We start from the raw sequence: 14,750 nt of genomic DNA, 5'->3' as shown, positions 1-14,750 counted from the left end.
TCAAGGATTAATTATATGGAAAATGTACTGCCAGTGCCCATCATCTATCCATGTTGTCTGGATTGGAAACAGGAAATTTCGCTTTGAATCACTTATATCGAAGCGGTCAAACCCATCTCTTGCTTTATCTTCATCCGAATCCACACAATCGTTTAGGAGGAATGATGAATGAAACATACACAAATGCCCGCTCATCTCTTTTTAGCCAGTCTGGGTAAGACCATGCTCCGTCCTGGAGGACGTCGAGCCACTGAGCGAATCCTGGATCATTTGCAATTAAAGAGACATTCTACCGTGCTGGAAGTTGCCCCTAATATGGGGACCACCACCATTCATATCGCCAGAACCTACGGATGCAAGGTGGTCGCCGTCGATTTACATCGTCCCAGCCTGGAAAAAGCGAAAGAAAACGTAAAAAAAGCAGGTTTGGAAGATCAGATTGAAATATTGGTAGGGGATGCACGCAATCTTCCTTTTTCCGATGGAACATTTGACGCTGTCATCAATGAAGCCATGTTAACGATGCTTCCCAACAAGGGAAAACAACAAGCTCTTCAGGAATATTACCGTGTTCTCAAAAAAGGTGGCCGTCTGGGAACACATGATGTGGGACTGCAGGAACCGCTGTCGCCAAAACTGTTGGATCGGTTTCACAAGCAATTAAAGATCCCTGCCACACCTTTAACCGTTACAGAATGGAATTCCTTGTTCGCTCAAGTCCCGTTTTCCCAAGTGGAATATCATGCTACTACAATGAGCTTGATGTCATTGGATGGAATGTTGATTGATGAAGGCTGGGAAGGAACGATACAAATTTTACAAAATTCCGGTCAATCGGAAGAAAAACGAGCGCGTTTTCTCGAAATGGCCTCCTTCTTCAGTCAAAACAGCCATATTTTCGGCAGCTGTACCTTTCATGCCATTAAGTGAATCACAAAAACAACAGACGCACCTAACTGCTCATGCGACATTATGTACACCTTCATAAACATTTCACAGTTCGTCCACTCCATCTGTTTCGTCCGGCGTCATGACTCTAACACAGTATTTTTAGACACAAAAAGACGGGGACTCTTACGCCCATATAGCGTATAATCCCCGTCTTTTCTGGTACCGAAGGTGGGACTCGAACCCACACTCCCGAAGGAACACGATTTTGAGTCAAACGTATGTGGAATACGTTTGTTAAAATCTCTGTACATTCGATCGGTATTGAGTTTATCCAACGTCAGATGTGCGTTTGATTCGTATTACTACGTACGACTCTAACGTAGGACTCAAAACGTAAGACTCATATCGGGATTTACAGACGTGTGCGGTACGAATAGTGTACGTCGATTATACGACTTACTCTTACGTGTGTCAATACGCAATTAATTCGTTTATGTATTCGCAAACAAAAAAAAGCGCCCCAGGCTCGTAAGCCCAGGGCGAATTAATCAACCGAGTCCTTGTCCTTTTTCGCGCAGTACTTCCATTTGATCTTTAGCTTTTTTACTTACGTGTGTATTTTTCCAGATACCATAAAACATTGCAGCCGCACCAATCATATCGAGAACCCCGTCAATTCCTTCTTGAGGGACTTCAATCCCGAAGAAAGCAGATAACGCCAGTTTAATTCCGCCCACGAACGCAACAATAAGAATAAACCAATCCTTAGTCAACCAAGGTTTTTCCATTTCCTTCACTCCTTTGAAATGTGTGAATCATATGAACATAAATCAAACGTACTTAAGATCACGCTCAACTTTGATGTCGATTTCCTTTTCGTTTGCTATCATAGACTTCTCAAGTACTTCGTGAATCATTTTTCTGGCGTTTTCGTCTATATCGTAGTAGCCAATCTGTTTCCCGTTTTTGTGGATGCGCCAAAACTCTTTGAGTTTCTTCTTTTCCTCTCCCTTATTCTTCCCTTTGCCCTCTTCCTTTGTCTTCCGCTTTAGCCCTAGAGCTTTAGCAATCCCCTTCGCGTGAGCGTAACCCAATTTCTTCAAGAAAGAATCCTTTTTCAGGTCATCTGCGTTGGACTTCGTGTCAATGAACCCGTTTTCCGTGAGAATTGCAGAGGATCGGGTGTGTTTGAGAACATAGAACCCCGCTTGTTTTCTTCCGCGGTCTCTCCAGCCAGATGGGCAAACTTTCATGATCTCATCATGAATAATTTTTTGCTTTCGCCGGGTAGAAGTATAAGCCCCGCGTAAAACATAGGATTCAAACCCATTTCCGCCACCCGCGTTGACATGGATACTGCAAAACAGGTCAGCGTTCTTTGATTTTTCATACCTACACCGACCAGAAAGGGAAGGATAGGTATCTTTAGTCCGGGTCATGTACACCTTTACGCCTTCATAATTACTTTCCAAATAGTCATAGGCGTATTTGGAGATTTTGAGAGTCAAATCCTTTTCCTTCAACCCGTGCCCTGTAGCACCCGGATCTTTTCCGCCGTGCCCCGGATCGATCACAACAACTTTACTCATACGATCACCCTTTTCATGATGTGTAATATAATAAAAAAGACAAACGCTAATACGTTTGTCTTTTTCGTGTCAGAAAATCGGAAGTTTAATACCGAGAAGCGCTGCGATTATGATCATGAAACCGATAATCAGCTTTTGTTGAAACGAAATGGTACTCGTAGAGCTTTCCTGTTTACTTTTGATTTCGCCTACGTTATCGGATACTTTCGAAATGTCTTTATCCATTTTCTCTATGGACTTCACCGTAAGCGTAATCGCCGCGCTAATATCCGTCAATCTCTTCTCAATCTCATCTATTCGTTTGTGAGCGCGGGCAGTGTCTTTGTCTGACGCTGTCATGTGAGCGCGAATCTCGGTAAGCTCTCGCTCTAACTTTTGTTGTTCCTTCCGTAATTCATCGATGGACATTTCGTCCACCTCCATTTCGCGTCTTTCACGAATCTTCACCGCCTCCCTTTACGTCTATTTCGTATATAAATAAAAGGCGGAGTTATTTCGCCTTGACTTCGTTTTCATGTTCGTTATTTTGTTTGAGTTGATCGACAATCTGTCGTTCCTGTGCGGTGATTTGTTGCGCCATCTCCCTCATAATTAAGCCCAAAATAGAAACAGGTAACTTACTTTCGTTTAAGATGTTCGCAACCTCTTCTTTCGTTTCTTCAATAACAATGTCAATTTGTTTTTCATTCATAAATACTCACTCCTTCTCTTTTATTGTGGCGCTGGAGCTTCTATTGGATCGTTTTGTTCGTTAGATTCGATTGTAGGCATTTCCCTCCAGTAAGTCCCCTCATCCCCTACACGGATACCTACGATTCTCAGGTCGACAACTCCATCCTTCCCACGGACTATAAAGGAACTTTCCGTTTTATTCTCGACGACCACATCACCGCGAGAGGGAAAAACACCATAGTGCGAAACGGCTTTTGCGTAGCGCTCTTCCAACTCCACCAGTACACCATCTTCGGTTACGTTTTGATCGAAGATGACAGTCTCGATCAGTACTTGAGGGCTATCAATCGGGGACATCCCCCAAACTTTCCCATCGATCTCAATTGATCCCCCCGACTTCGAACCATTCGGGTAAAACACATGACGAGTAACGTTATTCGCTATAATCTCAAATTGACCATTATCGAATAGACGAAAGTAATTATCATTTCCTACACCCATCCGAAACGCATTTGAATATGGCTTAACCCACACTACTCGGTTTGTCCCAAAATAAACCCTGTTGTAATCTACTAAAAGTTGTTCCTTGTATCCGTTCGTATTTGCGTTGTTTACCCTTACAACAAATTTCCCTTCACTTCCGTTCTCTAGATCACCTACATAAACAGCTACATCAGATATATACACACTATCGACGTTACCTTTTTCAGTGATAATACAAGGCTGTCCACGTGACGGGGTGTCGCTGTCGTATTGCCATATTCTACCGTCCGCGTACAACCCTGCACCAGTATATAATCCAGATCCTTCTGTGTTCGTTCCTGGTCCTATTACAGCTGTACTTCCCCTATTGAAATCGGTTCTAAAGTTAGCCCTAATATAGCCATTAACCAATCTACCTAAGGTTATAAAATCTTTTTCACCAATTAAGGAAATTCCTCTATATTCCTCATTTGAAGTATCATATGCCGTACCGATATAACCAAGCATTCCTCCTGCATTTTTATAGTCGTACATCTCTAGACGATAATTTCCGTAACGCATAGACAACTGTCCGTTTGTGTACGAGTACACGTTTCCATTCTGTATCGTAACCTTACTCGCCTTATCACCGCTTTCTGTAAATACATTTACGAGACTTGCGTTTAATGTCCCCGCATTGATAAGATCAGCGGTAAATCCATCTCCCGTACCAAATGTGCGCCATTCCCACCCGGAGGCGGTTGCTGGATCACCACCCAAAACACGTTTATTTGAAATCGCTAGAACTCCATTATTTAAAATGATCGCACGCTGCGGATCGTGGTCGGCTGGTTTGTCGAGAATAAGCATTCCGTCGTTTTGAAGACGGACAGTCCCCGCGCCACCATATATTTCGTTTTGCAAGGCGTCGATAATCCCGTCAAGCCACCGTGTCTTTACCTTATCACCGGGCTTTGTTGCGCCATCCCACGATCCAGTACGTTCTTTGATTTTATTCAGATCATCTTCTGGTCCATATAGATCCAAGAAATTTCCGAGTACTATGCGTGTGTTTTCCGGGTGAAGTAAATCACGATCTATCTCAACAATACGGGCTTTTATATTTATAGGAGTGGAAATCTCCCTGTCGATTACCCGAACGGTATCACCTAATCTAACCGCCTCATGATCTAACCCGGCCGCCTTTTCGAGGTCGATAACGTCCATGTCATAAGTTACTTTTGGCATAATCGCTTTATCAAGCTCTTCGTTTGTTTCTCTAATCAAATCCTCTGGGTCTTCTATATCGGAAAATTCAACGAATTTAATACGGTGTGTCCGTCCACCCTTACCGTCTGGTATTCCGTACCGCTTCCGCGCATCTTCATCTCCGATCCATAGTTGTCCAGCGGGTTTATCTCGTGGATCTCCGTTTTCCTTCTTCCATTCGATTTTTTCAAACGTGACCTTTTCGTTTTCTGTATTCTTCAGTTTTTCTTCAGTTGTTTTTCCTAGTCCTACTAATGCTGTAGGTATATAGGTATCAACTACCCTCCGAACTTGGTTCATATCTTTACGATACTCAAATCGCTTTCCGGTATCGTTTCCGAGTTCATAAAATACATCTACATACCTTCCAGTTATTTTGTTCCCAATAAATTGAACCCGGAATCGAAACTCAACCCCCATCTTTTCTACGATCTCACCAATACACTTCATTACGCTTTTCATATAAAATGTATGTGTCAGTGTTTCAGTGGGATCAACAAGACCAACCTGCCAGCGGGTACCGGATAGAATCACGCTTAACATTGTGGTAACATCATGTTTGTTTGCTTCATATTTTTCCAACGGAAAATCCATCAGCTCATTTGAGACATGTTCGCAGAATATTCGTTTTGTATCTCCACTTTCTCCGTGGGACTCCTCAATCTCCCTGACGACAAACTCTTGAAATGATCCTCCTATACCCCGAAATACTATTACGCCATTTTCTACGATATGTTTAGCATCTCGGTGATCTGACGGTACTTGAAACTCTAGGCTGTTTTCCCCGTTAATCTGCTCTTTATGTTTTACGTCCAGAATAGGCAAGGCGGTACCCCTGTTAGAGGCAACCGCCTGTATCTGTTCGTTTGGGTCTAAAATCCATATCTTAAAATACGACATCAACGCCACCTCTCCGTAAATGTTGCATCCACTTTAGTTATCCTAGCGGGTTCAACAGTTACGCTCCCTCCTGGAATTAAATCGAAAAAATCGGAATCCATACTTAAATGTGGCATAGCTTTCGATGGTACACCGTTCTTTTTTACGACCTGTTTGTCGCAATCTATTTCAAGCACATCACCCGCCTGAAATGGTGCGCTAATCAAGATGTACTCGTATCCATTACTGATCTTAAAGTGATCGGATGCTTCGCTAAATGTAACGCGAAAAACCGCCGGAGTAGGTGCCGTACCATCGACTTCGATTGCGGAAGAACCTTGCGGGTATAGCGAATTATCGAACGGAAAAACGACGGATTCTCCTTCCGCTTCTGCGGGTATTCCGGAATTATATATGTCTGCTATATCGGTATCAGTTAACACCGTTGAGTATATTGCTAAGTCGTCAATCAAAGAATTAAACTGTTCGGTTCCTGACGCAGAACATCCAACGAACAGTTTCTCCGTGTACTCAAGTGAAAGTTCCTTCGATAGTTGATCGCTTGATACTGGTTGGCCGTCGAGGAACAGATCGGCGTTCAGTCCATCCCAGCGGATAACCCAGTAGTGCCACCCGATTCCAGCAGAGTATACAAGATTCGTTTCACCATTCATACGGACGCTATAACTACCGTCTGAGGAACGGAAAAACATCAAGTCCTCTCCGCCATCCGTTTCAAGGATTTTTCGTAGGTTTTGGACCGTGTGTCCGTCTTCATAGACCCAAAGCCCAATCGTTCCTACGCCACTTTTTAGAGAATCAGTAATAGGCGTATACATGGTTTCCGGCTTTCGCTCTCCAGTCGGATGCCACCCGGTGGGATATGTCTTGTTCTCTAATTGCCACCGCTTAACATCAACAGGTGTAAGTTCGACCTCTGTTGTCGCAGTTGTGATCCTGTTTGCTCGCTCTTGTTCGATTTTCCATTCGATTTGTTCCCCTATGTCAGGGGTAATTAATTTATCAGACGTAGACAATGTATACCTTAATGCGAGTTGTTTACCTTCTAAATTCGTTCCCTCTTCAACGATGGTATCTCCGGGATTTATTTTTGACCATGTGTTACCGCCATCGAGTGATTTCTCGATCAAAATGGAAGTATCCGCGGGAATTTTCGGTCTTGCAATCAATTTTGAAGTTTTTGCTATCCCAATAGGGGAAACATCTGTTACAGGTAGTGTAACTGTTTTAGGTGTAATGTATCCGCTGACTACTTCTAACTTAATTCCATTAACAGAAGGAGTTACGCGGTCATTCGTTGTGCTCAAGGATATTCTTATTTTAACCGTCTTTCCTGTCAAGTCATCCCCGTCAGATAAACCAGGAATTGGGTCGCCAATGCTGTAAGGGACAAACCCCGTACCATCTGTATCTACTTCGAACACTACGTCCGTTCCTTCTGGTTTAGTTACATTAGCGTTTATTTTCGCTGATGCTAAGTCCTTTACTCCGTCAAGACTGACGGAAAATTCTGCGAATCCATTTAAAACATATCCATCATATTTATACTCGAAGTACACAAGATCCAAGTACCCTCGAAAGTCCCCTTCTCCTTCCCCCCTACGAAAACCAATATAAAATCGATTTTCTCCGTCTTTAATATTATCCATAAGCCCTGAATGTGCGTAATAAAATTTCCATGCGTTATACACATCTGGATTTGTCGGGTCGAGATAGTAAACTTCCCCTAATCCATCTATGGTCATCCGAAACGTGTTTCCTTGAATCCCAGAATTGTTGTTTCCCTCTAAATATACTCTATATACCATCTGGCGATCTCTAGACCACTCTGGGAATGTATGCGACAGTTTTATCGTACTAGATTCCCCTAGTCCTAGCGCCGGAGAAGCCATTGAAAACTCGCTTTGCTCCTCAGTTGACGTGTACACTCTGTCTGTAGTGTATTCCATACCGTGTGTAGGTGGGTTATTTCCAATATCTCCTGATTGATCAGGCGGAACTAAATCAAAGTCAGAGGGATTTTCAATGACGATAGATGGATCTATATCTTTTTTTCCGAAATTCGCAAGGCTCCTTACCGTTTTTACTTCCGGCTGAAGTGAATAGGTTCCTTCATTTTCAGTGCTATACAATAGTCCATCTAAAACTCGGTCAGTTTCTGGGATTGTTTCATTATTTATAAACGTATCTATATCTTTCCCTGCTTTGACTAAACGTCGATTTTCTTCACTAATGTTATATGCTCTTTTATGTCTTATTTCCGCTGACCCTTCAACGGTTGAAAGAAAATAATCTTCCCCTTCGTTGACAGATACGGTTTCTAATACAGGATAAGACGCGGTATCAAGAAGGTTGGTTGTTCCTTCTTCGATTACTACCGCTTGACTAAACCTCCCCTCTTTAAACACCGGATAGTTTTCCGTAACTACAGTTCCGTCCTCTCGATAACGTACCCCTTCACGCCGAAACACCATACCGGGGTTTGCTATTCGTTGTGTTTTCGTCTCGCCTCTCGCGTATGGATCACTACATACAAATGTAATCTTCGCTGTACCAGACGATCCAATCCTATCGATGTTTGTTTCGCCCGACAACATCGCAAGATACGTTTTGTCCGGTTCATCGTCGAACACAAGCGGTTTTTCTTCATTTGTGAATAACCACTGTGCAATTTTTCGCCTTGTCTTATGGTACTCTTGGTTTCCTTTTTCAAGTAGAAGAACTTGAACGTCAAATGCTAGCATATCGACATCAGAATCGTTAAAGTTATAAGCCCCACGCTTTCCCGGTGCGGTAATCAGTCGAGGTTGAACGGGGGCATGGAACGAACGTTGAATGTTCAGTACAGTAAGATTGTAAGTGGAACTATGTTCACCGTTAAAATTAAAACCCGTCAAATATTACGACCTCCCCTTTCCCCGTTGATTCCTCTGGGCTAGACGTACTTGCTCTTCTTTTATTGGTTCGGCTAGAAGGCGTGCAAACTCTGTCCTGTTAAAGTTAGCCCTGACTACAACAGGGCGATTTGCTATTCGATCTGCCAACTCTTCAAAATCTTGTCGTGATAGCCCTCCATCCCCAATTGCCCCAGAATTAATTGCATTGAATAGTCGCGCCTGCTGAAATTGAGTTAAAACCATTTCGCGTCCTAACAAACGCGCGTCAACTCCGCCTAACCCTGGCGTAATTCCGCCCATCCCATGGGTAAAATCTGCAATACCACCATTATGAAATTTAGGTGGATCGGGAATCATCCCACCTTGATGTCGCTCGAAAACTCTTTCATAGATGTTGCGCGCAACACTAACAACCTTACGAACAGGGGAGGAAAGCCATGAATGAAGCGATTTAGCATAATTTAGTGCGCTTATGATCGAACTATAATCAAGTGGTTTTCTCGTGCGCTTATTCGCTTCTCTGGTTAAGTCTTTTGCTTTACCATGTCCTTGCCTAATATCGCTTGAATCCATGGGTTTTTTCGTCTTTTTATTCGCTTCTCGTGTTGTTGCCTCTGCAGTATTTAGCGCGAGTTGAACCTCTTTAATATCGTGTGGTCGCTTAGTTTTCGTGTTAAGCTCTTTCGTGGAGGCTTTCGCCGTGTCTTTTTCTTTCTTGCCATCTGCATAGTTGTGTATCCTAGATGTTTTCGTGTTTAATTCTTTTGTACTTGCTTTCGCAGTCTTTTTCTCATCTTTAGCGTCCTTATAATCGTGTTTTCTTTTCGTCTTTTTATTCAATTCATCTGATGTCTTTTTTGACGCGTCGTACTCTTCCCGAAGTTTATCCAGTACATCTTTTTCAATTAACTTACGTGCTCCTGTTTGATCCAGGATAGAGTCTAATACGCCCAGCTCTTTCCTTTTAGCCTCATAATGTTCCCGTTCTTGTTTAGTTAGCTGCTCGCCTTTTTCTCTCCGCATGTCATATGCTGCAAGCTCTTCTTGAATTGCAAACTTTCTTTTATAGATATTTTCCAGGTTTTTGCCTGCTTCCATGTTGATTCCGTTTTGCATAAGAAGAATATCTGCGTATTTTTGTGCAGCCTGCCGAAGAGCATCATTCTTCTTCTGTATGCCGCGAATTTCCTTCTCTGCTCCCTCGCGAATCTTTCTCTGCTTTTCGATTTCCTGATCCGTTTCTCTCTTTTTACCTTCGATAATAGACTTTAGCTGCCGGAGGTGTTCCGCTCCTTTCAAGTTACCTTTCTCTTTCGCTTCCGTGATCTGGTCTTCAAGTTCTTTGATCTGCTTGTTCTGTGCCTTTCTCCGCTCTTTTAGTTCTTCAATTTCTTTGTCTGCTTGCCTATATTCCTTTTGCGCCTGAACAACACGCTTTTGCCCCTTGTGGTACTCATCAAGCCCTTTTTCGAGCTTATTCCACAGTTCCATTCGTAGCGATTCGCGTTTCTCTGCGTTCATCTTCCGCAGCGTATCAACGTTCGCAATATACTTATTTCCAAGATCCGTAAGGGCACTCCCGTGATCCGGATATCGTTCGATCAATTTATCGTTTAACTGTACCAGTTCATTCCATTCGTCTTTCGTCAAGCTTGATTTACTTTTTAAAGCGTTCATCCGCTCGGATAAAACCTTGACTTCTGTTTTCGATAAATTCGATTTATCTTTTAATTTTGTTTGAATGTCAAGGAACTCGCCGAACTCCTCATTCGTTAGGTTCGTCCGGGATCTCAGATCATCGAAACGATCAATCATTTCCCCTGTTGCTACATTTTGATCATACAATTTCGCGGTTTGTCGAGCAGTTGATTCTGTCATCTTGTCTTGGGCAATTTTATTGGATGCGTACAATCCCGCAACCACAGACAGCCCAGTAATTAACCATCCCGCAGGACCGAAAAACGGACCTAATCCGCGGAGTCCAATCACAAGTAGACCAAGCGAGGATGTTAAGGTGCCAACCGCTGCTGCTGTTCCAAGAAAAGACGTAGCACCAGCAACCAGCTTCGGATCTAATTCGCCCATAATGCGGGCAACTCCAGTGAGACCACCCGCGACCTCTTTTAAGATTGGGATAAATTGATTGCCTACTGCAATCCCCAACTCTTCAAAGGCTGACTTCATCTCTTTCAATGCACCCATCAATGTTTCTCTTTGTGTTTTGGCTACTTCCTCCGCCGCCCCCGCGCTGTTCTCCAATTGTTTCTTATGCTTCGCGAGCGCAGGTCCACCTTTTTCAATCATTGCTATAAAGCCAGACGCGGCTTCGCGTCCTACAAGGTGAGACAGTGCAGCTGTTTTTTGCGCTTTTGTCAAACCGCCAAGTCTTTTTGCAATATGCGAAACCAAGTCCGGCATTGTCTTCATATTGCCGTTTGCATCCTTGACTTCGATGCCATATTTTTTCATCGCCTTCTCTGCCTGCCCAGTCGGGCTTGCAAGCGAAAGCAGTGAGGCGCGTAGTGCTGTACCTGCTTGTGATCCCTGAACCCCTGCGTCAGACATGGCAGCAATAGCAGCCGCTGTTTCTTCGATCGACCACCCTAATCCACTAGCAACAGGAGCGACGTATTTCATAGCGTCACCTAATTGGTTCAAATCTGTGTTCGCTGTAGTCATCGTAGTGGTCAGTACATCAACTGCACGGCCAGATTCCTCCGCAGATAATCCAAATCCTGTCATAATATTCGAAACAATATCGGAAGCCACACCGAGATCAACCTGCGCAGCAGATGCGAGATTTAAAACGTGTGGCATTGCGGAAATAATCTCATTCGTTTCAAATCCCGCCATTGCAAGATACTGCATACCCTGCGCGGCTTGTGACGCGCTGAATGACGTCGTCGCTCCTAATTCTCGTGCCGTATCCGTTAACTGCGTAAACTCAGCATCTGTCGCTCCACTGACAGCTTTGACCCTTGCCATCGACTGCTCAAAATTTGCTGCTGTATACACCGCCGCACCAATCCCGACCGCTGCTGCCGTCCCTACAGCCGTAAATCCTGTACGCACTGATTCTAAATCGCCTCTAAGTCTTTTCGATGACTTAGACGTTCGATCCATATCGTTCTTAGCCTTCGCCATTTTTGCATTGAATTGCGTTGTATCCAATGTCATGCGTGCACGAATTTCACCTGCGTTTGGCAATATACGACCCCCTTTCTTACTGAATTTGTGCATACATTGCATGTAGCTGATCCATTTTAGAACGGTCAAAATTCGTGTTTTCCTGATTGATCCCCACGTCACGTTGTAGCGCTTCAATCAAAGCAGTTTGAGATCTTTTTTCCATGTACGGAAAACTTTCCACCTGTATCTGAAATAATTTATTTACCGCATCGTTTTGGTTCCGAATCTTAATTATTTTGGGTACATCTACAATGTAGTATTCCGTTTCAATTGTTCGTTGAGATACGCCTAACACCGCGGACCATCCGCGAATATATGCGTGATACATATCGTCAATTGTTTTTATTTCGCCTCCATCTCCGCTGTCTCGCTGAACATTGTCGTCAGACTCGCGGGGAGGAGGCTCTTTAAGTTTTTTAGCGCACCACTGAAGTCGTTCAGCTTCGCCGTTTCCGTGATGTATCCGATAATTTCCGGGATGGACGCATTTTCCGAAATGTACTTTTCATCAATCCCGCTGAGTACGGACGTTAGTTTTACTACTTCATCCGTAGAAACCCGAATGAGATGCGCAAGATAAGCCGGGAAATCCTCTCGATTGTGAACAAGCGCGACTTGGATAACCCATGCAGGGAGGCTTTCGACCATTTCGAAAAGCTCTTTCCAGACGATCGGAGTAACCTTACGCGGCTTAACGAGTTTTTCTCCGAGATATAAGTCATTACCAGTACGAACAGGGAAGACTTTTTCTTTTCTTCTGTTAATCCACTTAAACACCTATTAACCTCCCTTGAGAGAGAAAATAAAAAGGCGGAAGTTCCGCCTTTTTACGTCTCAGATGCAGTAGTATCACCAAGAATAAATAATTGGTTGTTGTTTTCGCTATCGACATAGGCTTTAAATGTAATATTGTAAATTCTCTCATTTTCGCTGTCGTAAGTAGCCTCTATGTCAGCCATCGGTCCAGCAAGAGGAACCGTTACATAATCATTAGGAGTTGCATTTTTGTCTGTTGGTTTAATTACTAATTGATCCGCAAGGGCCAATAAGTCAAAACCTGAATTTGCTCTTATCGTTAGCTTTACTTTGGTGGGATCAGTGGCATCAGTCACGAAATCAGAATCCGGCATAACAGCACCTAATTTATTTAGATCATACTCCGCCATGGGTACCGTTACTTGTAAATTACGTCCAAGAATAACGGATTTTACGGGCGTGTTCCCGAACTGATCTACAGTTGTATCGTGAACTTCTGTTTCAAGTGTAAGAACAACGCCCCCTTTTGTTATATTGAAAATTGTAGGGTCTGTCTTTCCGAACTCAACGACACAAGGGCCAATCGGCACATTGATTTGGGGCATCTATTTCTCTCCTTTTAGATTCGGTTTGATAATCGCCCGAAAGTTCATCGAATAAACCGGGCGTCTGTTTTCGTCCAAGCCAATATAAAAAGGCGCAGAACCCTGTGCCTTGATTTGAACGACATATTCATTTCCGATCCATATATCACGCTGGTTTGTGATCGCGTTGAATATCTCGTTTGACTTCTCTTCTGTCTCTGGATATGCCTCTACGTCTCCTCTGACTAATACCTGAAAATGAGGTATTCGCTTCCCTGTATCACTATCCACGCCTTCTCCTGGATAGATACGGATATATGCGCTTGCATCCGGAGAGTCACGTTGAAATTCGTTAGGGTAGAAGTCGTAGGGGACTCGCCCTTTAATCCAGTTAATTAAATCGAGTATACGCACTACCTACCCTCCAATCCTTTCTTAATCCCTTCCGCCCACCAACGAAGGTACTTTTCTGCCTCCCCGTATAGCGGACGCGAAAGATACTTATTTCCGATTGCGTATCCGTCCGTTCCCCCTGTATGACTAGGCGTATAGGATGCTTCATGGGTCCATATTGCGTAATTAAATGGACCATACCCTTTTGAATTATTGACCGCTGAAAAACCAACCTCCCCGACAATAATTGTTTTTCCCGATACTTTTTTCGTTGCGCTTCGTCGTAGCTGCCCCGTGTCAATTGGCGTAATGTTTGTCGCGATGCGTTCGAGATCATCTACAGTCGCCTGCATTGATGTACGCGCAGTGGCTTGGACTGATGGAATCATTTTACCTATACGTATCTTAAAGTGGCTGGTATCAATCGAGAAACTCATAAAAACACCTTCGTAAAGAGCGGTTTTCCGCTAAAATCACGGATCACACTAACCCTTTTGGGTTTCCCTTCGTATTTGATTCCAATCTCGTTTGTATACGACAGATTGTCACCATAACCTACGGGAACCAGTTGATCTAGAAGAAATACGACATGCGCCAAGACTTCCTCACCTCGCGGGTTTTCAACTACTTCGGTTACCTCGCGAGCACGACATTTAAATGCTTCTGGTTCGCCCATTATCGGACGTCCCCATTCGTCCAGTTCTCCTGTACTCCGCGTAATTGTGACGGTCTGTCGTAACGGAATAAGCGCCACGTCAAATCACCGTCCAGACTACGCGGCCCATGGTGTCCTTTGCGTCTGCGACGATCCGTTTTGCCTCAGGTGCGATTCTGTTGGTCGCATTCCCTTTTGTTAAGACGGAGACACCATCCGCGCTAACCTGCATAACGCCTTGCTCCGCTTGTAATATAGCGTCATTCATACGAAGCATCCATAACGCCTGCTCACAGACTGCCTCCCACGGTAGCATGTTGTTTGCGTCTTGTTCGTCATATTCACTGTAATATCGGTACAACACTCGTTCCGCATTGTTCAATGACTTTTGTTTTCGTTTGTCGTCTGCCTCGTCCCAAGCATTGCTATGCAGAACATATTCGTTGAAGTATTGTTTCGCCTGTTCCAGCGTGACCGTTTCCGCCATTCTGCA

Annotated in this window: 15 protein-coding genes; 1 reads left to right on the top strand and 14 read right to left on the bottom strand. The window is 43.8% G+C overall.

The features are described 5' to 3' along the window. Positions 1 to 168 precede the first annotated feature (168 nt). Positions 169 to 930, top strand: a complete 762-nt coding sequence (locus tag FN782_RS15470) for an SAM-dependent methyltransferase (RefSeq protein ID WP_142506706.1) — start codon at positions 169 to 171, stop codon at positions 928 to 930. A 509-nt stretch (positions 931 to 1,439) separates the two neighbouring features. Here the strand turns inward: FN782_RS15470 and FN782_RS15465 are convergent. The 14 genes from FN782_RS15465 to FN782_RS15405 all read right to left on the bottom strand — a co-directional run bounded on the left by FN782_RS15465 (position 1,440) and on the right by FN782_RS15405 (position 14,744). Further along, complete coding sequence (locus tag FN782_RS15465) at positions 1,440 to 1,679, bottom strand: hypothetical protein (protein WP_142506705.1); 240 nt, start codon at positions 1,677 to 1,679, stop codon at positions 1,440 to 1,442. A gap of 42 nt (positions 1,680 to 1,721) precedes the next feature. Next, the gene (locus tag FN782_RS15460) at positions 1,722 to 2,480 is read right to left on the bottom strand and encodes an N-acetylmuramoyl-L-alanine amidase (RefSeq protein WP_142506704.1); all 759 of its coding nucleotides are present in this window, start codon (positions 2,478 to 2,480) and stop codon (positions 1,722 to 1,724) included. A 69-nt stretch (positions 2,481 to 2,549) separates the two neighbouring features. Next, on the bottom strand, positions 2,550 to 2,927 hold the full coding sequence (locus FN782_RS15455) for a coiled-coil domain-containing protein (protein ID WP_142506703.1): 378 nt from the start codon (positions 2,925 to 2,927) through the stop codon (positions 2,550 to 2,552). A gap of 43 nt (positions 2,928 to 2,970) precedes the next feature. Then, positions 2,971 to 3,171, bottom strand: a complete 201-nt coding sequence (locus FN782_RS15450; protein WP_142506702.1) for a hypothetical protein — start codon at positions 3,169 to 3,171, stop codon at positions 2,971 to 2,973. 20 nt (positions 3,172 to 3,191) lie between these two features. Next, complete coding sequence (locus FN782_RS15445; RefSeq protein WP_142506701.1) at positions 3,192 to 5,783, bottom strand: phage tail spike protein; 2,592 nt, start codon at positions 5,781 to 5,783, stop codon at positions 3,192 to 3,194. Continuing rightward, complete coding sequence (locus FN782_RS15440) at positions 5,783 to 8,680, bottom strand: distal tail protein Dit (RefSeq protein WP_142506700.1); 2,898 nt, start codon at positions 8,678 to 8,680, stop codon at positions 5,783 to 5,785. The genes FN782_RS15445 and FN782_RS15440 overlap by 1 nt, the downstream gene beginning before the upstream one ends. Positions 8,681 to 8,683: 3 nt before the next feature. Continuing rightward, positions 8,684 to 11,887: a phage tail tape measure protein gene (locus FN782_RS15435; RefSeq protein WP_185956366.1), complete on the bottom strand. Its 3,204-nt coding sequence runs from the start codon at positions 11,885 to 11,887 to the stop codon at positions 8,684 to 8,686. Positions 11,888 to 11,903: 16 nt separating this feature from the next. Beyond that, entirely contained in the window at positions 11,904 to 12,164 is a 261-nt protein-coding gene (locus tag FN782_RS17015; protein WP_185956365.1) for a hypothetical protein, read from the bottom strand. Positions 12,165 to 12,211: 47 nt separating this feature from the next. Beyond that, positions 12,212 to 12,646 (bottom strand): hypothetical protein, encoded by a 435-nt coding sequence (locus tag FN782_RS15430; protein WP_142506698.1) that lies wholly within the window; start codon positions 12,644 to 12,646, stop codon positions 12,212 to 12,214. Between the two features lie 50 nt (positions 12,647 to 12,696). Next, positions 12,697 to 13,230 carry a hypothetical protein gene (locus FN782_RS15425; protein ID WP_142506697.1) on the bottom strand — a complete coding sequence of 178 codons (534 nt, stop codon included), beginning with the start codon at positions 13,228 to 13,230 and terminating at the stop codon, positions 12,697 to 12,699. Beyond that, a complete protein-coding gene (locus tag FN782_RS15420) occupies positions 13,231 to 13,623 on the bottom strand; it encodes a minor capsid protein (RefSeq protein ID WP_142506696.1) in 393 nt (130 codons plus the stop codon). It abuts the gene before it with no gap. Further along, positions 13,623 to 13,991 (bottom strand): hypothetical protein, encoded by a 369-nt coding sequence (locus FN782_RS15415; protein WP_246064990.1) that lies wholly within the window; start codon positions 13,989 to 13,991, stop codon positions 13,623 to 13,625. Before FN782_RS15415 ends, FN782_RS15420 begins: the two co-directional genes overlap by 1 nt. Before the next feature lie 44 nt (positions 13,992 to 14,035). After that, on the bottom strand, positions 14,036 to 14,278 hold the full coding sequence (locus tag FN782_RS15410) for a hypothetical protein (RefSeq protein WP_142506694.1): 243 nt from the start codon (positions 14,276 to 14,278) through the stop codon (positions 14,036 to 14,038). 79 nt (positions 14,279 to 14,357) lie between these two features. Continuing rightward, positions 14,358 to 14,744: a hypothetical protein gene (locus FN782_RS15405; RefSeq protein ID WP_142506693.1), complete on the bottom strand. Its 387-nt coding sequence runs from the start codon at positions 14,742 to 14,744 to the stop codon at positions 14,358 to 14,360. Positions 14,745 to 14,750 lie beyond the last annotated feature (6 nt).

Origin of the sequence: Melghirimyces algeriensis, from assembly GCF_900182565.1 — a bacterium.
Taxonomy (GTDB): domain Bacteria; phylum Bacillota; class Bacilli; order Thermoactinomycetales; family DSM-45169; genus Melghirimyces; species Melghirimyces algeriensis.
This window is presented reverse-complemented; position numbering and strand designations above follow the sequence as displayed.

Excerpts from the sequence above, each read along its gene's own strand:
- FN782_RS15425 (WP_142506697.1), bottom strand. The coding sequence starts at position 13,230 with ATGCCCCAAATCAATGTGCCGATTGGCCCTTGTGTCGTTGAGTTCGGA.
- FN782_RS15470 (WP_142506706.1), top strand. The coding sequence starts at position 169 with ATGAAACATACACAAATGCCCGCTCATCTCTTTTTAGCCAGTCTGGGT.
- FN782_RS15465 (WP_142506705.1), bottom strand. The coding sequence starts at position 1,679 with ATGGAAAAACCTTGGTTGACTAAGGATTGGTTTATTCTTATTGTTGCG.
- FN782_RS15445 (WP_142506701.1), bottom strand. The coding sequence starts at position 5,783 with ATGTCGTATTTTAAGATATGGATTTTAGACCCAAACGAACAGATACAG.
- FN782_RS15460 (WP_142506704.1), bottom strand. The coding sequence starts at position 2,480 with ATGAGTAAAGTTGTTGTGATCGATCCGGGGCACGGCGGAAAAGATCCG.
- FN782_RS15450 (WP_142506702.1), bottom strand. The coding sequence starts at position 3,171 with ATGAATGAAAAACAAATTGACATTGTTATTGAAGAAACGAAAGAAGAG.
- FN782_RS15405 (WP_142506693.1), bottom strand. The coding sequence starts at position 14,744 with ATGGCGGAAACGGTCACGCTGGAACAGGCGAAACAATACTTCAACGAA.
- FN782_RS15410 (WP_142506694.1), bottom strand. The coding sequence starts at position 14,278 with ATGGGCGAACCAGAAGCATTTAAATGTCGTGCTCGCGAGGTAACCGAA.
- FN782_RS15415 (WP_246064990.1), bottom strand. The coding sequence starts at position 13,991 with ATGATTCCATCAGTCCAAGCCACTGCGCGTACATCAATGCAGGCGACT.